Here is a 22416-nt window from a genome sequence, read left to right as displayed (position 1 = left end):
TGTGCCTCCTGCGGGTCTCAGGCGCGCGAGCGCTTGGCGATGCCCATGATCTTGGCCAGGATGCCCAGCATCACCTCGTCGGCGCCGCCGCCGATCGAGCCCAGCCGGCCATCGCGGTACAGGCGGGCCACCTTGTTCTCCCAGGTGAAGCCCATGCCGCCCCAGAACTGCAGGCAGCCGTCGGGGATGCTGCGGTTCAGGCGCCCGGCCTTGAGCTTGGCCATGCTGGCCAGCTCGGTCACGTCCTGGCCCTGCACATACAGCTCGCAGGCGCGGTAGGTGAGGGCGCGCAGGCTCTCCAGCTCGGTCTTCATCTCGGCCAGCTTGAACTGCACCCACTGCTGGTCGGCCAGGGTGGCGCCGAACATCTTGCGTTCCTGGGCCCATTCGATGGTGGCGTTGAGGCAGTTCTCCAGCGACTGCAGGCAGCTGGCGGCGGCCCACAGGCGCTCTTCCTGAAACTGCTGCATCTGGTAGATGAAGCCCTGGCCCTCGGCCCCGATCAGGTTGCGCTGCGGCACCCGCACCTCGTCGAAGTAGATCAGGCCGGTGTCGCTGCTGTTCATGCCGATTTTCTTGATCTTGCGCGCCACCTCGATGCCGCGGGTGAGGCGGCCATTGCGGCCCTCGCGCATGGGCACCATGATCAGGCTCTTGTTCTTGTGCACCGGGCCCTCGCCGGTGTTGACCAGCATGCACATCCAGTCGGCCTGCAGGCTGTTGGTGATCCACATCTTCTGGCCGGTGATGACGTAGTCGTCGCCGTCCTTGCGCGCCACGCTCTTGATGCCGGCCACGTCGCTGCCGGCGCCGGGCTCGGACACGCCGATGCAGCCCACCGCATCGCCCGCGATGGCCGGGGCCAGGAACTCGCGGCGCAGTTCGTCGCTGCCGAAGCGCGCCAGCGCCGGGGTGCACATGTCGGTCTGCACGCCAATCGCCATCGGCACGCCGCCGCAGTCGATGTGGCCCAGGGTCTCGGTCATGGCCAGGCCGTAGCTGTAGTCCAGGCCGGCGCCGCCATAGGCCTCGGGCTTGGTCAGGCCCAGCAGGCCGAGCTGCCCCATCTTCTTGAACACCTCGTGGGCCGGAAAGATCTCGGCCTCTTCCCACTCGTCCACAAAGGGGTTGATCTCGGTGTCGATGAAGCGCTTGAGCGTCTTCTGGATCTCGCGGTGCTCATGGGTGAATTGCATGGTTTGTCTCCGTTTTGTCGTTCATGAGAGGGGCGCGACTGGCCTCTGGCGGCGTGGGCTTACATGCGGGCCACCCCGAACTGCATCGGCCGCACGGGGCGCGCTTCGGCCTCGGCGCACAGGGCCAGGCACTGGGCCAGCACGGCGCGGCTGTCGCGCGGGTCGATCACACCGTCGTCCAGCAGCAGGGCGCTGGTGTGGAACACATCGGCCTGGGCCTCGAACATGGCCACGATCTGCTCGAACTGTGTCTGGGCCTGCTGGGGGTCGGGGATCTGGCCTTTGCGCGCCAGGGCGGCCTCGGTCACGATCTGCATGGTGCGGGCGGCCTGCTCGCCCCCCATCACCGCGGTGCGCGCCTGTGGCCAGGTGAAGAGAAAGCGCGGCGCATAACCGCGCCCGCACATGCCGTAGTTACCGGCCCCGAAGCTGGCGCCGCATTGCAGCGTGATCTGGGGCACGGTGGCGTTGGTCACGGCCTGGATCATCTTGCTGCCGTGCTTGATCATGCCGCCCTGCTCGCTGTCCTTGCCCACCATGTAGCCCGTGGTGTTCTGCAGGTAGACGATGGGGTGGCCCAGCTGGCACATCCACTGGATGAAGTGGGTGGCCTTGTTGGCACCGGCCACATCGATGGGGCCGTTGTTGCTGATGAGGCCCAGCGGCCGGCCCTCGATGCGCGCCTGGGCGCACAGGGTGGCGGCACCATACAGGGGCTTGAACTCGAGCAGCTCGGAGCCATCGGCCAGGCGGGCCATCACCTCACGCATGTCGACCGGCTGGCGCAGGTCGTCCGAGATCAGGCCCAGCAGGTCGTCGGCGGGGTAGAGCGGGGGCGTGGCCGCCCGGGCGGCGGGCTGGGGCGGCCAGTCGATCGTGGCCAGCACCTCGCGTGCCAGGGCCAGGGCGTGGCGGTCGTCCTCGGCCAGGTACTCGCCCAGGCCCGACACGCTGCAGTGCATCTCGGCGCCGCCGAGTTCTTCTTCGGTGGCGATCTCGCCGGTGGCGGCCTTGAGCAGCGGCGGCCCGGCCAGAAAGGCCCGCGAGCGTGCGCGCACCATGATCACCACATCGCTGAGGCCGGGCATGTAGGCCCCGCCCGCGGTGCCCGAGCCGTGCTGCACCGTGATCACCGGGATGCCGGCGGCCGACAGGCGCGCCAGGTTGCGGAACAGGCTGCCGCCATGCACAAAGCCCTCGACGCGGTAGCGCATCAGGTTGGCGCCGGCGCTCTCCACCAGGTGCACAAAGGGCAGCCGGTTCTGCAGGGCGATCTCCTGCACCCGCAGGATCTTTTCCAGGCCCATGGGCTGGATGGCGCCGGCCTCGATGCCCGAGTCGCTGGCCACCACCATGCAGCGCACGCCCGACACCTGGCCGATGCCGGCGATCATGCCGCCGCCGGGCACCGAGCGGGCCGGGTCTGTCACGTCATACAGGTAGCCGGCCAGCGTGGCCAGCGGCAGCCAGGCGCTGCCCGGGTCGAGCAGCAGGGCCACGCGTTCGCGCGGCAGCAGCTGGCCGCGTTTCTCGAACACCGGGCGCGATCGGGCCGAGGCGGCGGCGGCCCGGTCTTCCAGGGCGCGCAGCGCGGCCAGCCGGGCCAGCACGGCCTCGCGGCGTTGCAGGGCGGCCGGGGCTTGCGGGTTCCAGCGGGATTCGAAGCGGCTCATGGCTGGGGCTCCTGGGCTTGGGGCGGGGTGTCGGTCTGGGCGAACACGCGCGGTACCTGGGCGCGGTGAAAGCCATCAAAGGGGCGCACCGCCGCGCGTTCGCGCTGGGCCGGTGTGGGCACGGCCATGGGCCAGCCCAGGCGGGTCTGAGGCCGGGCGCCATCGACGCGCAGCGTGCTGCCGCTGATGAAGCTGGCGGCCGGGCTCAGCAAAAAGACGATGGCGGCCGACACCTCGGCCTCGTGGCCGAAGCGGCCCAGCGGCACAGTCTGGCGCATGGCGCGCAGGTGTTCGGCGGCCTCGGGCGGGTAGTGGTCCATGCCGCTGGAGGCGATGTAGCCCGGGGCCACGGCGTTCACGCGCACCCCGTCGGCGGCCCATTCGAGCGCGGCGGTCTCGGTCAGGCTGACCATGCCGGCCCGCGCCGCGCCGCTGTGGCCCATGCCCGGCATCGAGCCCCAGATGTCGGCCACGATGTTGACGATGGCCCCGCCGTGGGCGGCCATGTGTTGGCGGTAGCACTCGCGCGCCACCAGAAAGCCCCCGGTGAGGTTGGTGTTGACCACGGCCTCCCAGCCCTTGGCCGAGATGGCCGACAGCGGGGTCATGTACTGGCCGCCCGCGTTGTTGACCAGGCCGTCGAGGCGGCCATGGCGGGCCAGCACCCGCTGCACCATGGCCACCACCGCGTCTTCCTGGCGGATATCGCACAGCTCGGTGCTGGCGCGGCCACCATCGGCCTCGATCTCGGCCTGCACGGTGGCCAGCTTGTCGGTTTGGCGGCCCAGCAACACCACCTGGGCGCCCAGGCGGGCCAGCTCGTGGGCGGTGCAGCGGCCGATGCCCGAGCCGCCGCCCGTCACCAGGATCACCTGGTCCTTGAAGAGGCCTGGCGCGAACACGGATCGGTAGTGGGGCGAGGGGGCTGGTGCAGTCATGGGGTCTCCCGGGTGAACAGGGCCAGGGCCTGCTCGGTGAGCTGGTCCAGCGTCATGCCGCGCTGCGGGTCGAACCACTGCACCGACCAGTTGAGGGCGCCGAAGATGAACAGCCGCGCCACCGCCGGCTCGGCCTGCAGCGCGCCCTGCTCGGCCAGGGCCTGCAGCACCGGCATCCAGAGGCCTTCGTAGTCGTCCTTGACGCGGGCAATGCTTTTTTGCTGGGCCGGGCTCAGCGAGCGCCATTCGTACAGCATCACCGGGATGAAGTCGCTGTGGGGCCCGAGCAGGATCTCGAAGTGATGCCGCACCAGCACGCGCAGGCGTTCGCGCGGCGAGGCGCTGGGCGGCAGCAGGGCCAGGGCGTTTTTCTGGCTGTGCAGGGCCAGCACCATGCCCTCGTCCATCACCGCATGCAGCAGGGCGGTCTTGCTTTCGAAATGGTAGAAGGGCGAGCCGCTGTGCATGCCGGCCGCGGCCGCGATGTCGCGCGTGCTGGTGGCATCGAAGCCCTGGGTGCGGAACAGGCGCGCGGCGCCTTCGATGAGGGCGCGGCGGCGGTTGCCGTCGTCGAGCTCTTCCACCGTTTTGCGGGGGCGGCCACGGGGGCGACGGGCTTCGGTCGCTTCGCTGGTTTCGCTGGCTTTGGGTGGGGGGCTGTCAGCGGCAGCGGCAGACGGGGCCGATGGGGCGGCTTTCTGGGGGGATTCCAGTGGAGGTTCGGGGGTCGCGCGGCGGCGTGCAGTGGCATCCATGCACGGCACGATAACAAAACCTTTTATTTATAGCAAGCAGATGCTTTGTGAAAATAAAAGGATCAAATCACAGGATCAGCGCAGCGGCTGCTGGCTCAGTTGGCGCACCGTCTCCTGCAGCACGCGCGCATCGGCGCTGGCGCGGTGGCGCTGCAGTTGCAGGCGCAGGGCCACCGCCTGGCGTGTGGCATCCCAGTGCGCCAGCCGGGCCTCGTCGAGCAGCACGAACAGGTTGTCGAGGCGAAAGCTGGGCAGCAGGTCGGCCGCCTCATAGAGGCGGCCCATCCAGCTGTAATCGTGGGCCCAGCCATCGGTGTAGACCGTCAGGCCGCGCAGGCGCTGGTTCAGCAGTTCGGCGATCTCGCGACAGGACCGGCCATGGCTCAGCAGGCATTCCTGCGTGATGCCGTGCACCCGCGCGGCCGACGGGTCCCAGTGAAGCCAGCCTGGCTCGGGCCGGACCAGGCTGCACCAGGCCTCGCCATCGGGCAGCACAAAGCCGACCTCGATGGGGTAGCTGCCGCGCCCGAATCCGGAGGCTTCGATATCGATCACGGCGGGGGCCAGGGTGGCCTCCTCCAGCGTGGCGTCTGCGTGCATGCCTCGCTCCTCCCTTTGTTGGTTTGAAGGGTCGCTTGGGCGGCCCTGCACAGGGGTTAGCAACTTTGGGGCCTGATGAGAGGGCTGCTCAGGGGCTGGCTCAGGGCTGGAAGCCGGACTTGCGCACCACCGGGGTCCACTGGGCGGCATAGGCCGTGAGCATGCGCCGGGTCTGTTCGGCCGTGCTGCTGACAGGCTCCATGTCGGCTGCGGCAAAGCGGGCCTGCAGGTCTTTCTGGGCCATGGCCGCGGTGACGGCGGCGGCGATGCGCTGGGCCCGGGCCGCCGGCAGGTTGGCCGGGGCATAGAGCACGTTCCAGCCCAGTGCCGACAGCTTGAGCCCGACGTCGCGGAAGGTGGGCACCGTGGGCAGCGAGGCGGCGCGCTCGTCGCTGGACACTGCCAGGATGCGCAGCTTGCCGGTCTTGTGCAGGGGCTCCAGGGCGTCCAGCGTGTCCACCGCCACGGGCACATGGCCGCCCATCAGGTCGTTGAGCAGGGGGGCGGAGCCGCGGTAGCCCACGATGGGCAGGCTCAGACCCAACTGCTCGCCCAGCATCAGGGCGAAGAAATGCGGCAGGCTGCCGGTGGCGGGCACGCCAGCAGCCACCTTGTCCTGGTTGGCTGTCATCCAGGCGCGCAGGTGGGCGAACTCTCGCACCGGCACCCCGGCGCCCACGGCCAGGCCGAAGGAATAGCGGGTGATCTGCGACACGGGCCGGTAATCCTTGTCGGGGTCGTAGCCCACGTCCTTGAACACCAGCGGGGCCACCAGCATGGTGGCGGGGTTGGCCAGCAGCAGCTGGTTCTGGCCCGAGCTGTCGCGCCACAACTGCTGGGCGGCCAGCCGGCCGCCGGCGCCCACGTGGTTCTCGACGATCACGGGCACCCCCAGGCGCGGGGCCAGGGCATCGCCCAGCAGGCGGGCGGCGCGGTCGGAGGTGCCCCCCGCAGGGTAGGGCACGACGATCTTCAGGGTGCCGCCTTCGAGCGGCGCTTCGGCGCGGGCGGTGCCGATCAGGCCTGCAGCACCCAGCAGGCTCAGCGCTTGCAGGGTCTGGCGGCGGTCCCAATCTGGACGGGGCTTGTGCATAAAGGCTCCAGGATTTCAGTGCAGCTAAGAATGTAAGCGCATGTCACCCATCTGCCGGGCCGGGATAACCAGTCCCTGCCGTACCCGCTCAAGTCTGGCGCTAAAGCTCGAAGCCCACCCACAGCAGCATGCCCTCCAGCAGGTCGCGCACCAGGCCCGGGGCCTGGGCCCGGTAGGGGCGGGCACCCTGGCGCTCGTGCTCGAACCAGGCGGCAAAGCGCTGCACATCGTGGGCGGACTGGAAGGCCACCATCAGCTCGTAGTTCAGAAACAGGCTGCGGCTGTCCAGGTTGGCCGAGCCGGCCAGGGCCAGGCTGTCGTCGACCACCGCGAGCTTGGCGTGCAGCATGCCGGGCAGCAGCCAGACCTGGCCGCCGGCCTGCACCAGGGCGCGCAGGGCCCGGGCCCGGGCCACATCTGACAAGCGGTGGTTGGACCGGGCCGGCAGCAGCAGTTCGACCTGCACCCCGCGCCGCGCCGCCAGGCACAGGGCGTTGAGCAGGGCCGGGTCGGGCACAAAGTAGGGGGTGACCAGGTACAGCCGGTGGCTGGCCCGGTAGGCCGCCGTGAGCAGCATGGCGTACACGGTGTCGTCGGCCTGGTCGGGGCCCGAGGCCACCCACTGCGCCTGCCCGGTGAGGGCGGGGGCGCTGGCCAGGGGTGGGTGGGGTGGATTGGGCGGCGGGCGGCGCCCGCTGGCAAAGGCCCAGTCGTGCTCGAACTGCCAGTGGGCCTGGGCCACCAGCGGGCCTTGCAGGTCAAAGCTCAGGTCGCGCCAGGGGGCTTGGCCGGCTTCACCCTCGAAATACTCGGCCGCCAGGTTGCGCCCGCCGCACCACAGCCGGGCTTGTGGGCCGCCGGCGTCGGCCACCACCAGTTTGCGGTGGTTGCGCAGGTTGATGCGGCCCTTGAGGGGGGAGTGCAGCGGCGGCACGAACAACACCAGTTGCCCGCCGGCCCGGGTGAAGCGGCTGAGCCGGGGGCGGCCGGCCATCAGGCTGCCCAGGCCGTCCAGCAGCAGGCGCACGCGCACGCCGGCCGCCGCCTTGGCGCACAGGGCATCGATCACCGGGGTGCCCAGGGCGTCGTCCTTCAAGATGAAGGTGGCAATGTCCAGGCTGTGGCGGGCGCCTTCGATGACGCTCAGCAAGGCCTGCCGGGCCTCGTGGCCGTCGGCATGCAGCTGCAGGCTGTGGTAACCCGAGGGGCTGGCCTGGCCCAGGGCCAGCAGGGTGTCGCAGACCCAGCGCTGCTCAGCATCGCCTGCCAGGGCGGCATCGCTTGGCGGGGGGCTCTTGGGCGGTGGCGTGGGGCGCTGGCGCTTGCGTGAGCCGAAGGTCAGGTAGGCCGGCAAGGCCACGTAAGGCATCAGCAGGATGAAGAACACCCAGGCGATGGCTGCCGTGGGGTGGCGGCGCTGGCGCATCACATGCGAGGTGACCACATAGATCAGCACCGACACCACCGTGACCAAGCCGTGCAGGGTCAGCCAGTCGAAGGGGGTGAGAACGAACAGCATGAAAGTGGCCCAGGGTTGCGGCGCATTCTAGGCGCGGCCTGCGGCGGGCCGCCGTGTTGTCACACCTGCTTGCGTTTGGCGGGCCGGCTGGCGGGGTGCGTTACAACAGGCAGTAGTCGACCGGTTGCAGCGGGGGCGGCAGATCGGTCTCGCCCAGGGCTTCGCGCAGGTGGATCTCGATGTGGCGGCACAGGGCCTCCAGCGGCAGGTCGTTGGGCAGCAGGCCGAAGGGCTCTTCGATCTCGTCGCCCAGAGCGTCCAGGCCGAAGAAGGTGTAGGCCACGATGGCCACCACCACCGGGGTCATGAAGCCCAGGGTGTCGACCAGGCCGAAGGGCAGCAAAAAGCAGTAGGCGTAGGCCGTGCGGTGCAGCAGCAGGGTGTACGAAAACGGAACCGGGGTGTTCTTGATGCGCTCGCACGAGGCGGCGGCCGAGGTCATGGCCGACAGCGTGGCATCGATGTGCACCAGTTCATTGGGCCCCAGCAGGCCGGCGCGGCGGCAGGCCGCCAGATCGGCGCCCATGCGCATCATCAGGGCCTGCGGCTTGTTGCTGCTGGGCGCCACGGCCGCCCATTCTTCGGCGGTGACCAGGGCCTGCAGCTCGCGCGGATCGCCCCCGTTGCGCAGCAGCAGGCGCAGGGCGTGGCAGAAGGCCCCGGCGCGCAGCACCATGACGCGCCGCGGGTCGGGCTGGCCTGCCGGTGGGGCATCGATCAGGTGCAGGCACTGGCGCGCCAGGTTGCGGCTGCGCAGCACCAGTTCGCCCCACAGCTTGCGCGCCTCCCAGTAGCGGTCGTAGGCGGCGGTGTTGCGAAAACCCAGGAAGATGGCCAGCGGCAGGCCGATCAGCGAAAACGGGATCGCGGTGAGGGTGACCTTGGTGTGGAACAGGGCCCCGTGGGTGAGGGTGACCACCGTGGCCAGCAGGATGTTGAAGGCCAGCACGCGGAAGATGCGCGGCATGATCGAGCCGCGCATCAGCAGGAAGAGCTTGAGCCCATTGGGCCGGTCGCGGACGATCACGGAGGCCCCCCGTCTGGAAGGGTTCCGCGTGGCACCAAGGGCTCGGTCATCGTCACATCTTGCCCGTTTCGAGGAAGCGGCTGTGCCAGCTCAGGGCCTCATTGAGCAGGTGGGGCGTGTGCAGGCCCGAAGAGCTCTTGGCGGCGCGGTCCAGGTAGTCCTGCAGCTGGGGGCGGAAGCTGGGATGGGCGCAGCGTTCCACGATCAGCTTGGCGCGCTCGGTGGGCGCCAGGCCACGCAGGTCGGCCAGGCCCTGCTCGGTGACGATGATCTCGACATCGTGCTCGGTGTGGTCCACGTGCGAGACCATGGGCACGATGCAGGAGATGGCGCCGTCCTTGGCCACCGAGGGCGTGACGAAGAAGGACAGGTAGGCGTTGCGCGCAAAGTCGCCCGAGCCGCCGATGCCGTTCATGATGCTCGAACCCATGATGTGGGTGGAGTTGACGTTGCCGTACAGGTCGGCCTCGATCATCGCGTTCATGGCGATCACGCCCATGCGGCGCACCAGTTCGGGGTGGTTGCTGATCTCTTGCGGGCGCAGCACGATGCGCTCGCGGTAGAAGTCGATGTTCTGGTTGAATTCTTCGGTGGCCTGCGGGCTCAGCGACAGCGCGGTGGCCGAGGCAAAGCTCAGCTTGCCCGAGCGCACCATGTCGAGCATGCCGTCTTGCAGCACCTCGGTGTAGGCGGTCAGGTTCTCGAAGGGGCCCTTGTTGAGGCCGGCCAGCACGGCGTTGGCGATGTTGCCCACCCCCGACTGCAGCGGCAGCAGGTTGGCCGGCAGGCGGCCCTGCTTCACCTCATGGCTCATGAAGTCGATGATGTGCGCGGCAATCTGCTCGGACACGGCATCAGGCGCGGCAAACACCGAGTTGCGGTCGGACTGACGCGTGCGCACCACGGCGATCACCTTGGCCGGGTCGCAGCGCAGGTAGGGCTCGCCGATGCGGTCGCTGGGGTGGGTCAGGGGGATGGGCTTGCGGTTCGGCGGCAACTGGGTGCCGTAATAGATGTCGTGCATGCCTTCCAGGCCGGCACTTTGCAGCTCATTGACCTCGAGGATGATCTTGTCGGCCTGGTCCAGCCAGGTCTTGTTGTTGCCCACCGATGACGAGGGGATCAGGCGCCCATCGGGCAGGATGCCCGCCACTTCGACCACGGCCACGTCCAGGTGACCCAGGAAGCCGAACCAGGCCATCTGGGCCACGTGCGACAGGTGCATGTCGAGGTAGCGGACCTGGCCGTTGTTGATCAGCTTGCGCAGGGTCGGATCGGATTGGTAGGGCAGGCGTTTTTCAATGCCGTTGACCTTGGCCAGAGCGCCATCGAGCTCTGGCGCGGTGGAGGCCCCGGTCCACAGGCCGATGCGGGCCTCGGTGTGGCCCGCCGCATGGCAGGCGGCCAGGCGCTCGGCCAGTGCTTGAGGCACGGCCTTGGGGTAACCTGCTCCGGTGAAACCACTCATGCCCACGTTGGCGCCCAGGGGAATCAGGGCGGCGGCTTCTTCGGCGCTCATCACCTTGGACAGAAGTTCGGGGCTGCGGATGCGGTCGGTCGGGCTCATGCGGTCAGGTCTCCAGTCGGTTTGCTGGCGTCTGGGATTGCGCCAGAAGCGCGGGAGTCTAGCAGGCAGAAACTTACAAATTGGTAGAAACCCTTGCTGTTTCCTGAACAACATTTGCTCAAATACGTTTTTGTAAAAAGACGAATTAGATGCGAAAAGAATTGTTTTGATATCAGTATCGACATACTTGACGCCAAGTTGCTGCTGGACAGCGCAGTCTTGTCTTTTTCTTAAAACGATGATGCATCAACAAAAAAAGGTTCTCATGTCACATTCTTTGAAGCCATCCCGGCCGGCATGGCGCCGTCTGCTTGCTCCGCTGTGTCTGGTGGGTGTGTGCTGGGGGAGCGGCCTGAGCGCTTCGGCCCAGGCCGCGGAGCCGGCCGCGCTGCGGTCGATCGAACGGCTGGATCTGCCGCGCTACCTGGGCACCTGGTACGAGGTGGCCAAGTTTCCGAACCGATTCCAGAAACAGTGCGTGGCCGACACCCGGGCCGAGTACCAGAGCACCCCGGAGGGGGCGGTGCGCGTCGTCAACCAGTGCCGTGTGGCCGACGGCAGCGTCGAAAAAGCCGTGGGGCAGGCCCGCCAGATCGGTGCGGCCGATTCACCCCGGCTGCAGGTGCGTTTCGCGCCGGCCTGGTTGTCGTTCATTCCGGCGGTGTGGGGGGATTACTGGGTGATCGACCTCGACGAGGGCTACCAGCTGGCCGCGGTGAGCGAGCCCCGCCGCGAGTACCTGTGGGTGCTGTCGCGCACGCCCAGCGTGCCGGCGCCGGTCTACGAGGCCTTGCTCAAGCGCCTGGCCGCGCAGGGGCTGGACGTGGGGCGCCTGGAGCGCTCGCCCCAGGGGCCCACCCCTTGAGATTCAGGGCTTCACGTAATCCGAGACCACCTTCCAGCGCCCGTCCTGGATCTGCGAGATCCGGCTGAGGTTGTTGCCCAGGCGCTTTTGCGGGCCGAAGCTGGCCTCGGGGCTGCCGAAGATGTCGGGCGGGATGACCATGCTGTCCATGGCCTTGATGAAGCTGTCGGTGCTCAAGTTGGGGCCGGCCTTCTGGGCTGCGCGGATGAAGGCGTCCACCGCGTTGTAGCCATAGACCGAGAACACAGTGGGGTCTTCGTTGAACTTGGTCTTGTACTTGTTGGCCCAGAAGCGGATCGGCTGGGCGGCCTCGTCCAGGTAGGGGTGCTGCACGGTCATGGTGGCGTACAGCCCGTCCATGGGCTTGCCGCCCAGCTTGTGGATCAGGTCGGTGTAGGCCGCGCTCGACCCCAGGAAGGTGGGGTTGAAGCCGATCTTGCGCGATTCGCCGATGGCGCCGATGGTCTCGCGGATGATGGTGCCCAGCACCACGAAGTCGCAGTTGGCCGCCTTGAGCTTGGCCACTTGCGAGGAGAAATCGGTGGCGCCGCGTTTGTACGAGGTCTTCTCGGCAAAGTCGCTGCCCATGGCCTTGAGGGCGGCCTCGCCGCCGCGCAGCACCTCCAGGCCGAACTCGTCGTCCTGGTACAGGGCGCACACCTTCTTGGCCTGTTTTTCCTTGATCAGCTGCGGCGCGGCCAGCCGGATCTGGTCGTAATAGGTGGCCGCGAAAGAATACTTGAGCCGGTGGAAGGGCTCGTACATCTCGCGCGCGGCGGTGACCGGGAAGAAGTTGATCACGTTCTTGTCGAACTGCACCGGCATGGCGGCCAGGTTCTGGGCCGTGCCGATGTGCGCCACCATGGCAAAGATCTTGTCCTGGTTGACGAGCTTTTGGGCCGCCAGCACCGCCTTCTTGGGGTCGTAGCCCGAGTCTTCCACCAGCAGTTTGATCTTGCGGCCGTTCACGCCGCCTTGCTCGTTGATCTCGTCCACCCGCAGCATCATGCCCAGGCGGTCCTGCTTGCCGAAGCCGGCCAGCGGACCGGACAGGTCCTGGATCGATCCAATCACGAGGGTGTCTTTGCTGACCCCCTGGCTCTGGGCCAGGGCGGCGGTGGCGCTGAGGGTGAGCACGGCGAAGGCCGGGGCGAAACGTCTCTTCATTCGGGTCTCCTTTTGGGGTGTGTCCGTTATACGGCCCGGCCCTGCCCGCGCCACCGGCACTTTCCCTAGGACGGATGGGGGTGTGGGGCGCTTGCCGATAATGGGCGTTTTGTCTGAACACTCCACGCATGCGGTTTTCAATCCCTGACTCCCTTCGACCGGCCCGCCTGGGCAGCGCCTTGCGGGTGCATTGGCGCCGGGTGCTGGCCTGGGGGGCTGTGGCGCTGGCCCTGCTGTCGGTGCTGACTTTGGTGGCCGGCGTGCTGATGTACCCGAACCTGCCGGACACCAGCGCCCTGTCCAACTACCAGCCCAAGCAGCCCTTGCGGGTGTACACCGCCGACGGGGTGGAGATCGGTGGTTTCGGCAGCGAGCGGCGTGTGTACCAGCGCATCGACCAGATCCCCCCACTCATGCGCGACAGCCTGCTGGCGGTGGAGGACTCGCGCTTCTACCAGCACCACGGCATCGACCCCATCGGCATTGCGCGGGCCTTGGGCTCCATCGTCACGGGGGGGCGACTGCAGGGCGCCTCCACCATCACGCAACAGGTGGCGCGCACCTTCTTCCTGAACCGCTCGCGCAGCCTGGGCCGCAAGTTCAAGGAGGCCTTGCTGGCATTGAAAATCGAGTCCCAGCTCAGCAAGGACCAGGTGCTGGAGCTGTACATGAACCAGATCTACCTGGGCTCGCGCGCCTATGGCTTCGAGGCCGCGGCGCAGACCTACTTCGGCAAGACGCTGGCCGCGCTGACGCCGGCCGAGTGCGCCATGTTGGCCGGCCTGCCACAGAACCCCTATTTTGTGAACCCGATCCGCAACCCCGAGCGGGCCCGGGCGCGGCAACTGGTGGCGCTGTCGCGCATGCGTTCGCAGGGGGTGATCAATGAGGCGCAGTACCAGCAGGCCAAGGAGCAGACGTTGGTCGTGCGCAAGCTCAATGAGGTGGATGTGCATGCCGAGTACGTGGCCGAGATGGCCCGCCAGCAGGTGTATGCCCAGTTTGGTGAGCTCAGCTACACCACCGGCCTGAAGGTCGAGACCACGCTGCGTGCCGACGAGCAGGAGGCCGCCTACAAGGCCCTGCGCCGCACCCTGATCGAGCGCGAGCTGCGCCAGGCCTGGCGTGGCCCCGAAGGCGAAGAGACTCTGGCGGCCGGCCTGGCCGACAGCGATCCTGCGGTGGCCCAGAGCCTGTCCGACTACGACGATGACGATGAACTGCGCGTGGCCATCGTGACCCAGGCGGCGCCCAAGGCGGTCACCGTGGTGCTGGCCTCCGGTGAGGTTCTTCAGCTGGACGGGGCGGCCCTGCGCCAGATCCAGCCAGGCCTGGCAGCGAATGCGTCCAACAAGCTGCGCGTGCGCCGTGGCGCGGTGCTGCGCGTGCTGAAGCAAGGCAAGGGCTGGGTGCTGACCCAGTGGCCCGAGGCCGAGGGCGGTCTGGTGGCGCTGGACCCGGCCAATGGCGACGTGCGTGCGCTGGTGGGCGGTTTTGACTTTCACCGCAACCAGTTCAACCACGTGACCCAGGGCTGGCGCCAGCCGGGCTCCAGCTACAAGCCCTTCATCTATGCCGGCGCCATGGAGCGCGGGGTGCAGCCCGAGACCCTGGTCAATGACGCACCGCTGAGCAATGTGGGGGATTGGTCGCCCGAGAACGACGATGGCAGCACCGATGGCCCGATCACCGTGCGCCAGGCGTTGATCCGCTCCAAGAATCTGGTCTCGATCCGGCTGCTGCAGCTGTTGGGCCCGCAGGCCGCGCGCGACTGGACCAGCCGCTTCGGCTTTGACCCCGAACGCCAGCCCGACAACCTGACCCAGGCGCTGGGCTCGGGCTCGACCAACCCGATGCAGCTGGCCGGCGCCTATGCCGTGATCGCCAACGGCGGCCTGAAGGTCAAGCCCCAGTTCATCCGCCGCATCAGCGACGCCGCGGGCAAGGCGGTGTTCGAGGCGCCCGAGATCACGCTCACCGAGGCCGACCGCGTGGTGCCGCAGCGCAACACCTTCATGATCGCCAGCCTGCTGCAGGACGTGGCCCGGGTAGGCACGGGGGCCCGCGCGCAGGCCGCGCTCAAGCGCCCGGACCTGTATGGCAAGACCGGCACCACCAACGATGTGGTGGATGCCTGGTTTGCCGGTTTCCAGCCGCGCATCGCCGCCGTGGCCTGGGTGGGCTATGACACCCCGCGCAGCCTGGGCAGCCGCTCTTCGGGTTCGGCCCTGGCCTTGCCGGCCTGGATCGACTTCATGAGCACGGCGCTCAAGAACGTGCCGGTGCAGGAGCTGCAGCCCTCTGAGGGCGTGGTGCGGGTCAATGGCGATTGGCGCTATGCCGAATGGGCCGATGGCGGCTTCATCCGCTCGCTGGGGCTGGAGGACCAGATCGTCAGCCCGGCCCTGGCGCTGAGCCCGCCGGTGCCGCTGGTGCCCGTGGTCGGTCCCGGGCCGGTGGTGCCCGTGGAGGTGCCAGCCCAAGCTGCGCGCTGAGCGCGGGGCCTGCATAGCACCGTTTTACAATCTCGCGGCCCGGTTCACCCTGGCCGACGGTGCCAACGCTGGGAAGACTCTGAAGCCCGGAGCCTAGGCGGGGGGTACCGGCGTCACTGATGTTGAAGGGTTCTCAGTCTTGTCGACGACAGAAAAACAAATGGCGCCAGGCCTGGCGCCCCAAGGACAGCACCGCTTTCTCTGGATCACCCATGCCTTGGGCGGCGGGGTGGAGCGCCATGTGGCCGATCTGCGTGCGCTGCTGTCAGGCCGCGCCCAGGTCGATGTGCTGCGACCGGCCGGTGCCGGTCTGGTGCGCCTGGAGCGTGCCGAAGGCGGCGAAGAGGTCTTGAGTGCCGCATCGTGGCCGCGCCTGGCCGCGGTGCTGGCCGGGCAAGGTTACAGCCGGTTGCATATCCACCATGTCGATGGTTTCGGGGCCGATGTGCTCGACCTGCCGGGCCTGCTGGCCTTGCCTTACGACGTCACCCTGCACGACTATCTGGCATATTGCCCGCTGTACAACCTGTCCACGCCCGAGGGCGGCTACTGTGGCGAGCCGGATCTGACCGGTTGCCAGCGTTGCCAGCAGGTTCGACCGCATGTCTGGGGCCTGCCGGTGGCCACCTGGCGTGCCTTGATGCACCGCCTGCTGGTCGATGCCGACCGTGTGCTGGCTCCCTCGAACTTCGTGGCCGAGCGGGTGCTGAGCCATTTCCCCGATCTGCGCATCACCGTGTTGGCGCACCCGCCGCGGGCTGAATGGTTGGCGGCCCCGGTGCACAGTGCCCGTGTGCTGTTGGTGGGCGGCTTGTCGCGCATCAAGGGGTTGGAGGTGTTGCGCCGTTGTGCTGAAGCGGCCCGTCAGCAGATGTTGCCGCTGGAGTTCACTTTGCTGGGGGCCCCTGAGGCTCCGATCGACGAGACCCCGGTGTTGCCGATCCAGTTGCGTGGTCCCTATGACGACGCTGATCTCCCGCACCGACTGGCCCTGGAGCGCGCCGATGTGCTGTGGTTCCCTGGCCCCTACCCGGAGACGTATGCCTACACCTTGGACGTCGCCCTGGCCTCGGGCCTGCCCATCGTGGCCAGCGCCCGCGGCGCCTTGATCGAACGCCTGGCCCAGCACCCTGGCGCTCACCTCTTGCCGGCCGACAGCTCGGCCGAGGTCTGGAACCAGGCCTTGTTGCAAGCCGTGCGCCCACACCACCCGGCCCTGGGCGAGGCCGAGCCCTGGCTCGACCTGCCGACCCAGTCCCGCCTGCGCCAGGCCTACGCCGACAAGCTGATGCAGCCGCTGGCGGGGTTTGAACCCGGGATGCCGGATCATCCCCTGCCTGATCTGTCGCTGCTGCGCGCCACGGTGCCTGCTGGCGTGGATCTGCCGCTGCAAGCCCTGTATGACTACGGTGTGCGCTGTGGGCATCGCCAGGCGCGTGAAGTGTTGCAACAGCGCCTGGCCGAAGTGGAGGCGCAGCAGGCCTTGCTGGCGCGAGCCAGTGAAGCAGTCGGCAGGCCTTGGCAAGAAGTGTTCACCAACTACCTGGACGACATCCAGGCGCTGCGTGGCGAGGTTCAGGAGGCACAGCGCCAGGTCGGAGAGGCCCAGGCGGCGACACGTGCCCAACAGGAAGAAACCCGGCGCGTCGAGCGTCTGTTCGAATCCCGCGGCCAGGACCTGGTGCGCAGCCAGGCCCGCATTGAGGAGTTGGAGCAAAGCACCTCCTGGCGCGTCACCCGGCCGCTGCGCTTCGCGAGTCGGGTGCTCAAGGCCCTGCGCTCCCGGGCCGGTGCCGCACGCCGTCAAGGCCGGCGTGCCGTCGAGCGCTTGCCCATGATGTTGCGCATCCTGCGCACCGAAGGGCCGGCGGCCCTGGTGCGCCGCATCAACGACAAGCTCAATGCCCCCGTGTACCAGGCGCCCCAGCGCCCGGCACCGGCGCAGGCCGAGATTGCCCCGCTGAGCCTGGCCACCTGTCCGGCCGACCGGGTGCCCCGCTATTCGATCGTGATCCCGGTCTACGAGCAGCACCTCTACACCTTCAACTGCCTGAAGAGCCTGGGCGAGCACACCGACCTGTCGGATGTCGAGATCATCGTCGTCGACGACGCCTCGCCCAACCCGGCGGCCCAGGCACTGCCTGATTTGCAAGGCGTGCGCCTGGTGCGCAATCCGCAGAACCTGGGCTTCATCGGCAGCTGCCACCACGGTGCCGACCTGGCGCGGGGTGACATGCTGGTCATGCTCAACAACGACACCCAGGTCACGCCGGGCTGGCTGGCCGCGCTGCAGTGGGTGTTCGACACCCGCTCGGATGCCGGTCTGGTGGGCGCGCGCCTGGTTTATCCCAACGGCACGCTGCAAGAGGCCGGTGGCATTCTGTGGCAGGACGGTTCGGCCTGGAACTGGGGCCGTGGCGACGACCCCGAGCGCCCCATCTACAACTACCTGCGCGAGGCCGACTACTGCTCGGGCGCCTGTCTGGCCATCATGCGCAGCGACTGGGTGGCCCTGGGCGGTTTCGACCGGGCCTACACCCCGGCCTATTACGAGGACACCGACCTGGCCTTCCGCGTGCGTGCTGCGGGCCAGCGCGTGTACTACCAGCCGCAGTGCACCATCGTGCATTACGAGGGCATCAGCTCGGGCACCGATGAAACCCAGGGCGTGAAGCGGCACCAGGTGATCAACAAGGAAGTGTTCTTCAAGCGTTGGGAAGGCGTGCTCAAGCACCACCGCCTCAATGGCGTGGAGCCGCAGCGCGAGGTGGACCGCGAGGCGCGCGCCCGCGTGCTGGTGGTCGAGGCCTGCATGATCACCCCCGATCAGGATTCGGGCTCGGTGCGCATGCTGGCCATGCTGGAGCTGCTGGTCGAGCAGGGTTGCAAGGTCAGCTTCGTGGCCGACAACCTCGAATGCCGCCAGCCCTATGTGGCCCAACTGCAGCGGGCCGGGGTCGAGGTCTGGTTCGCCCCCTACATCGGCTCGGTGGCCCAGTTGCTGGAGCAGCGCGGCAAGCTGTACGACACCATCCTGTTCTGCCGCCACTACATCGCGGCGCCCTACATGGCGCGCATTCGCGAATGGGCACCGCAGGCCCGCATCGTGTTCGACACGGTCGACCTGCACTACCTGCGCGAGCAGCGCCTGGCCGAACTGGAGAACTCCTCGGCCTTGATGGGCACCGCCCTCAAGACCCGCGAGCAGGAGCTGGGCGTGATCCGCGCCTGCGACGTCACCCTGGTGGTGAGTCCGGTTGAACTCGGCGTGCTGGGCAAGGAGGTGCCGGGCGCCGATGTGCGCATCCTGTCCAACATCCACGAGGTCGAGCCGGCCGGGCCCAGCTATGCCGAGCGCGAGGGCCTGCTCTTCATCGGGGGCTTCCGCCACCCGCCCAACATCGACGCGGTGGAGTGGTTCCTCGCCGAGGTCTGGCCCCGGGTCCATGCACGCCTGCCCGAGCTGGTCTTCACCGTGGTGGGCAGTCACATGCCGGCGCGCATCCAGGCCAGGACGGGTCCGGGCGTGAACATCGTGGGCTATGTGGAAGATGTCAACCCGCTGATCGCGCGAGCCCGCATCTCGGTGGCGCCGCTGCGTTACGGCGCGGGCGTCAAGGGCAAGGTCAACCAGGCCATGGCCCACGGCCTGCCCGTGGTGGCGACCGTTGTGGCCTCTGAAGGCATGGGCTTGCGCCCGGGCGTGGACCTGCTGGTGGCAGACGACCCCCAGGCCTATGCCGATGAGATCGTGCGCCTGTATGGCGACGAAGCGCTCTGGAACAGCCTGGCCGCCAACGGGCGCGCCAACATCCAGCGCCATTTCTCGCGCGCCAACGCCGCCAAGACCCTGGCCGGGCTGGTGGCGCCCCAAACCCCGCACTGATCACGCGCGGGCTGCCCACCTCTTTGCGGCTCCCAGGCACATGGTGCCTGGGTTGACCGCAAGGGGGTCAATACATCGCTTCGATCCGCTCGGCGTACTTCTTCTGCACCAGCTGGCGCTTGAGCTTCATGGTGGGGGTGAGCTCCTCGTCTTCGGCGCTGAGCTGGGTGTCGAGCAGGAAGAACTTCTTGATCTGCTCGACGCGGGCGAAGCGGGTGTTGACCTGGTCGATCACGCCCTGGATCAGCTGCTGCACCTCGGGGGCGCGGGTCAGGCTGGCGTAGTTGCTGAAGGGCACATCGTGGTCCTGGGCGTATTTTTCGACGTTTTCCTGGTCGATCATGATGATCACGGTCAGGTAGGGTCGGCGGTCGCCGATCACCACGGCATCGGTGATGTAGGGCGAGAACTTCAGTTCGTTCTCAAGTTCGCTGGGGGTGATGTTCTTGCCGCCGGCGGTGATGATGATGTCCTTCATGCGGTCGGTGATGCGGTAGTAACCGTCGGCATCGACCTGGCCCACGTCGCCGGTGTGCAGCCAGCCGTCGGGGGTGATGGTTTCGGCGGTCTTTTCGGGCAGGTTCAGGTAGCCCTTGAAGACGTTGGGGCCGCGCACCAGGATCTCGCCGGTGGCCGGGTCCAGGCGCACCTCGTTGTAGCCCGCGGCCGGCCCGATCGAGCCGGGCTTGATGCGTGTGGCCGGCACGCCGGTGGCGGCGCCGCAGGTCTCGGTCATGCCCCAGACTTCCAGCATGGGCACACCCAACGCCAGGTACCACTTGACCAGATCGGGTGAGATGGGGGCGGCCCCGGTCACCAGAAAGCGCGCGCGGTGGATGCCGATGAGCTTGCGCACGTTGTCGAGCGCCAGCCAACGGGCCAGCGTGAACTGGGCCTTGAGCGCGGTGCTCACGGGTTGCCCGGCCAGCACCCGGTCGGCAATGCGGGTGCCGACGCCGATGGCCCAGGCATAGACGGCCTGCTGTAGGGCACTGGACTCTTTCAGCGCGATCATCACGCCCGAGTAGAACTTCTCCCACACCCGGGGCACGGCGGTGAACACGGTGGGGGCGATCTCGCGCACGTTCTCGGGCACGGTTTCGGGGTTCTCGACGAAGTTGAGCCGGGTGCCGGTGTAGAGCGAGAAGTACTCGCCGCCCAGGCGCTCGGCGATGTGGCACAGAGGCAGAAAGCACATGGCCTCGTCGTGCTCGTCGCGGGCGATCAGGGTGTTGTAGCCGCGCACGGTGTAGACCAGGCCGGCGTGGGTGTGCATGGCGCCCTTGGGTTTGCCGGTGGTGCCCGAGGTGTAGACCAGGATGGCCAGATCCTCAGGGCGGCAGGCCTGCACGCGGCGCTCCAGCTCGCCTGCGTGCTGCTGCAGGTGGGCACGGCCGCGCTCGCGCAGCGCGTCCAGGCTGATCACGCCGGGGTCGGCGAGTTCGCGCAGGCCCTTCATGTCAAAGACCACGATCTGGCGCAACAGGGGCAGCTGTTCGCGCACTTCCAGGGCCTTGTCGAGCTGCTCGTCGTCTTCCACGAACAGCACCGTGGTGCGGGAGTCATCGCACAGGTAGTGCACCTGGGGGGCGGCATCGGTGGGGTAGATGCCATTGGCCACGCCGCCCGCGCTCAGCACGGCCAGGTCGGCCAGCACCCACTCGATCACCGTGTTCGACAGGATGGAGGCGGTGTCGCCGGGGGCAAAGCCCAGGCTCATCAGCCCGCCGGCGATCTCGCGCACCGCCTCGGCCGTCTGGGCCCAGGTCCAGCTGCGCCAGATGCCCAGCTCTTTCTGTCGCATCCACACCTGCGGGCCACGGCGCTCGACCGCGTTCCAGAACAGGGCGGGGATGGTGTCGCCCGGCACCACGATGTCGGTGCTGGGCTGCAGGCGGTCGGGTTTCCAGAGTCCGGTCACGGCTCACCTCCAGTTCTTTTTCTTTTTCCAGCGCCGCTCACCGCGCACGCCGTCGTCTTTGAGGCCGAGGTAGAACTCCTTGATGTCGTCCTTCTCGCGCAGGCGCTCGCAGCTGTCTTCCATCACGATGCGCCCGTTTTCCAGCACGTAGCCGTGGTCGGCCGCGTTCAGGGCCATGTTGGCGTTCTGCTCGACCAGCAAGATGGTGGTGCCGCGTTCGCGGTTGATGCGCACCACGATCTCGAAGATCTCCTTGGTCAGCTTGGGGCTCAGGCCCAGGCTGGGTTCGTCAAGCAGGATCAGCGAGGGCTGGGCCATCAGGGCTCGCGAGATGGCCAGCATCTGCTGCTGGCCGCCCGACAGCAGGCCGGCCTCCTGGGCTGCGCGCTCGCGCAGGATGGGGAAGTAGCCATACACGGCCTCGATGTCGCGCGCCACCGCATCGGCGTCGTGCCGGGTGTAGGCGCCCATCAGCAGGTTGTCGCGCACCGACAGCAGCGGGAACACCTCGCGCCCTTCGGGCACATGCGACAGGCCCAGGCGCACGATGGCCGACGGGTCGCGGGCGGTGATGTCCTGGCCGCGGAAGCTGATCGAGCCCTTGCGCGGGTCGATGATGCCCGAGATGGTTTTGAGGATGGTGCTCTTGCCCGCGCCGTTGGAGCCCAGCACGGTGGCGATCTCGCCTTCGCGCACCTGCAGGCTGACGCCGCGGATGGCCTTGATGGGGCCGTAGGCGCTCTCCACGTTGAGCAGTTGCAGCACCGCCGGTGCAGCCTCCACGGCCTGGCTGGGCGAAGAGGGCGGGGCGGTGTGTGGTGCCGTGTGTGGCGCGGTGTGTGGTGGGGCCAGGGTGGCGCTCATGCGGCTTTCCTTTCAAACCGGGCCCCGGCGCCGGCGGGGCGGCGCAGGTTGCTCACGTCGTCGATGGTGCCCAGGTAGGCCTCGGCCACGCCCGGGTGGGTCTGCACCTCGCGCGGGCTGCCCAGGGCCAGCACCTCGCCCTGGTTCATGGCCAGCACCCGGTCGGACACGCGCGACACCAGGGTCATGTCGTGCTCGACCATCAGCACGGTGATGCCCAGCTCTTTCTGGATGTCCTGGATCCAGTAGGCCATGTCTTCGGTCTCTTCGACATTGAGGCCGGAGGAGGGCTCGTCCAGCAGCAGCAGGCGCGGCTCGGTGCACAGGGCGCGTGCCAGCTCGACCACCTTGCGCACCCCATAGGGCAGGCCGGCCACCAGGGCGTCGCGGTGGTGTTGCAAATCGAGCAGGTCGATCACCTCTTCGGCCTTGCGGCGGGCCCGCAGCTCGGCCTCTCGGGTGCGGCGGGTGAAGAACAGGTCGCTCCACAGCCCGCTGTCGCGGTGCGTGTGCCGCCCGATCAGCAGGTTGTGCAGCACGGTGGCGTGTTCGAACAACTCGATGTTCTGGAAGGTGCGTGCGATGCCCAGGCGGGCGATCTGGTGCGGCGGGCGCTCGGTCAGGCGCACCGGGCCCTCGACGCTGGCGTAATCGATCTCGCCGCTGGTGGGCGTGTAGATGCGGCTGATCAGGTTGAACACCGTGGTCTTGCCCGCGCCGTTCGGCCCGATCAGGGTGAAGACCTCGCCCTGGCGCACCTCGAAGCTGACCTTGTTGACCGCCAGCACGCCGCCGAAACGCACGCTGAGATCGCGGGCCGAGAGAAGGATGTCGCTGTCCATCGGGGGCC

Annotated in this window: 16 protein-coding genes; 3 read left to right on the top strand and 13 right to left on the bottom strand. The window is 68.1% G+C overall.

The genetic code is table 11. From position 1 onward, the window contains the following. Positions 1-17: 17 nt before the first annotated feature. From F624_RS0110020 to scpC, 9 genes are all read right to left on the bottom strand, one after another. The gene (locus tag F624_RS0110020) at positions 18-1196 is read right to left on the bottom strand and encodes an acyl-CoA dehydrogenase family protein (RefSeq protein ID WP_019574165.1); all 1179 of its coding nucleotides are present in this window, start codon (positions 1194-1196) and stop codon (positions 18-20) included. A gap of 59 nt (positions 1197-1255) precedes the next feature. Continuing rightward, positions 1256-2869: an acyl-CoA carboxylase subunit beta gene (locus tag F624_RS0110015; protein WP_019574164.1), complete on the bottom strand. Its 1614-nt coding sequence runs from the start codon at positions 2867-2869 to the stop codon at positions 1256-1258. Continuing rightward, positions 2866-3807, bottom strand: coding sequence for an SDR family oxidoreductase (locus tag F624_RS0110010; protein ID WP_031254636.1), 942 nt, complete (start codon positions 3805-3807; stop codon positions 2866-2868). The genes F624_RS0110015 and F624_RS0110010 overlap by 4 nt, the downstream gene beginning before the upstream one ends. Further along, positions 3804-4562: a TetR/AcrR family transcriptional regulator gene (locus F624_RS0110005; RefSeq protein ID WP_019574162.1), complete on the bottom strand. Its 759-nt coding sequence runs from the start codon at positions 4560-4562 to the stop codon at positions 3804-3806. Before F624_RS0110005 ends, F624_RS0110010 begins: the two co-directional genes overlap by 4 nt. A 75-nt stretch (positions 4563-4637) precedes the next feature. Next, on the bottom strand, positions 4638-5162 hold the full coding sequence (locus F624_RS0110000) for a 3'-5' exonuclease (RefSeq protein WP_019574161.1): 525 nt from the start codon (positions 5160-5162) through the stop codon (positions 4638-4640). A gap of 100 nt (positions 5163-5262) precedes the next feature. Beyond that, the gene (locus F624_RS0109995) at positions 5263-6255 is read right to left on the bottom strand and encodes a tripartite tricarboxylate transporter substrate-binding protein (protein WP_019574160.1); all 993 of its coding nucleotides are present in this window, start codon (positions 6253-6255) and stop codon (positions 5263-5265) included. A gap of 100 nt (positions 6256-6355) precedes the next feature. Next, positions 6356-7774: a phospholipase D-like domain-containing protein gene (locus F624_RS0109990; protein WP_019574159.1), complete on the bottom strand. Its 1419-nt coding sequence runs from the start codon at positions 7772-7774 to the stop codon at positions 6356-6358. A 100-nt stretch (positions 7775-7874) separates the two neighbouring features. Further along, positions 7875-8801: a bestrophin family protein gene (locus F624_RS0109985; protein WP_019574158.1), complete on the bottom strand. Its 927-nt coding sequence runs from the start codon at positions 8799-8801 to the stop codon at positions 7875-7877. A gap of 52 nt (positions 8802-8853) precedes the next feature. After that, positions 8854-10368 carry a succinyl-CoA:acetate CoA-transferase ScpC gene (scpC, locus tag F624_RS0109980; RefSeq protein ID WP_019574157.1) on the bottom strand — a complete coding sequence of 505 codons (1515 nt, stop codon included), beginning with the start codon at positions 10366-10368 and terminating at the stop codon, positions 8854-8856. 265 nt (positions 10369-10633) lie between these two features. Here scpC and F624_RS0109975 point away from each other — a divergent pair, with 265 nt between their 5' ends. After that, entirely contained in the window at positions 10634-11233 is a 600-nt protein-coding gene (locus tag F624_RS0109975; RefSeq protein ID WP_084679477.1) for a lipocalin family protein, read from the top strand. 3 nt (positions 11234-11236) lie between these two features. On the opposite strand, the gene F624_RS0109970 is transcribed toward F624_RS0109975, so the two are convergent. Continuing rightward, the gene (locus tag F624_RS0109970) at positions 11237-12400 is read right to left on the bottom strand and encodes an ABC transporter substrate-binding protein (RefSeq protein ID WP_019574155.1); all 1164 of its coding nucleotides are present in this window, start codon (positions 12398-12400) and stop codon (positions 11237-11239) included. Positions 12401-12528: 128 nt separating this feature from the next. Between F624_RS0109970 and F624_RS0109965 the strand changes: the two genes are divergently transcribed. Together F624_RS0109965 and F624_RS36225 are read left to right on the top strand one after the other, a co-directional pair. Beyond that, positions 12529-14895 carry a penicillin-binding protein 1A gene (locus F624_RS0109965; protein WP_019574154.1) on the top strand — a complete coding sequence of 789 codons (2367 nt, stop codon included), beginning with the start codon at positions 12529-12531 and terminating at the stop codon, positions 14893-14895. Between the two features lie 160 nt (positions 14896-15055). After that, positions 15056-18781 carry a glycosyltransferase gene (locus F624_RS36225; protein WP_019574153.1) on the top strand — a complete coding sequence of 1242 codons (3726 nt, stop codon included), beginning with the start codon at positions 15056-15058 and terminating at the stop codon, positions 18779-18781. A gap of 67 nt (positions 18782-18848) precedes the next feature. Here F624_RS36225 and F624_RS0109955 read toward each other — a convergent pair whose 3' ends face one another. The 3 genes from F624_RS0109955 to F624_RS0109945 are packed head-to-tail and all read right to left on the bottom strand — an operon-like array spanning position 18849 to position 22408. Beyond that, positions 18849-20702 (bottom strand): AMP-dependent synthetase/ligase, encoded by a 1854-nt coding sequence (locus tag F624_RS0109955; protein ID WP_019574152.1) that lies wholly within the window; start codon positions 20700-20702, stop codon positions 18849-18851. Between the two features lie 3 nt (positions 20703-20705). Further along, positions 20706-21566, bottom strand: coding sequence for an ABC transporter ATP-binding protein (locus tag F624_RS0109950; RefSeq protein WP_019574151.1), 861 nt, complete (start codon positions 21564-21566; stop codon positions 20706-20708). Then, on the bottom strand, positions 21563-22408 hold the full coding sequence (locus tag F624_RS0109945; RefSeq protein WP_019574150.1) for an ABC transporter ATP-binding protein: 846 nt from the start codon (positions 22406-22408) through the stop codon (positions 21563-21565). Before F624_RS0109945 ends, F624_RS0109950 begins: the two co-directional genes overlap by 4 nt. Between the last annotated feature and the right edge of the window lie 8 nt (positions 22409-22416).

It is taken from the genome of Curvibacter lanceolatus ATCC 14669, assembly GCF_000381265.1.
Classification (GTDB): domain Bacteria; phylum Pseudomonadota; class Gammaproteobacteria; order Burkholderiales; family Burkholderiaceae_C; genus Curvibacter; species Curvibacter lanceolatus.
The sequence above is the reverse complement of the archived record's forward strand: the minus strand, read 5'-3'. Positions and strand labels throughout refer to the sequence as shown.

Excerpts from the sequence above, each read along its gene's own strand:
- F624_RS0109970 (WP_019574155.1), bottom strand. The coding sequence starts at position 12,400 with ATGAAGAGACGTTTCGCCCCGGCCTTCGCCGTGCTCACCCTCAGCGCC.
- F624_RS0110015 (WP_019574164.1), bottom strand. The coding sequence starts at position 2,869 with ATGAGCCGCTTCGAATCCCGCTGGAACCCGCAAGCCCCGGCCGCCCTG.
- F624_RS0109995 (WP_019574160.1), bottom strand. The coding sequence starts at position 6,255 with ATGCACAAGCCCCGTCCAGATTGGGACCGCCGCCAGACCCTGCAAGCG.
- F624_RS0109965 (WP_019574154.1), top strand. The coding sequence starts at position 12,529 with ATGCGGTTTTCAATCCCTGACTCCCTTCGACCGGCCCGCCTGGGCAGC.
- F624_RS0110005 (WP_019574162.1), bottom strand. The coding sequence starts at position 4,562 with ATGGATGCCACTGCACGCCGCCGCGCGACCCCCGAACCTCCACTGGAA.
- F624_RS0109950 (WP_019574151.1), bottom strand. The coding sequence starts at position 21,566 with ATGAGCGCCACCCTGGCCCCACCACACACCGCGCCACACACGGCACCA.
- F624_RS0110000 (WP_019574161.1), bottom strand. The coding sequence starts at position 5,162 with ATGCACGCAGACGCCACGCTGGAGGAGGCCACCCTGGCCCCCGCCGTG.
- F624_RS0109975 (WP_084679477.1), top strand. The coding sequence starts at position 10,634 with ATGTCACATTCTTTGAAGCCATCCCGGCCGGCATGGCGCCGTCTGCTT.
- F624_RS0109945 (WP_019574150.1), bottom strand. The coding sequence starts at position 22,408 with ATGGACAGCGACATCCTTCTCTCGGCCCGCGATCTCAGCGTGCGTTTC.
- F624_RS0109990 (WP_019574159.1), bottom strand. The coding sequence starts at position 7,774 with ATGCTGTTCGTTCTCACCCCCTTCGACTGGCTGACCCTGCACGGCTTG.
- scpC (WP_019574157.1), bottom strand. The coding sequence starts at position 10,368 with ATGAGCCCGACCGACCGCATCCGCAGCCCCGAACTTCTGTCCAAGGTG.
- F624_RS36225 (WP_019574153.1), top strand. The coding sequence starts at position 15,056 with ATGGCGCCAGGCCTGGCGCCCCAAGGACAGCACCGCTTTCTCTGGATC.
- F624_RS0110020 (WP_019574165.1), bottom strand. The coding sequence starts at position 1,196 with ATGCAATTCACCCATGAGCACCGCGAGATCCAGAAGACGCTCAAGCGC.
- F624_RS0110010 (WP_031254636.1), bottom strand. The coding sequence starts at position 3,807 with ATGACTGCACCAGCCCCCTCGCCCCACTACCGATCCGTGTTCGCGCCA.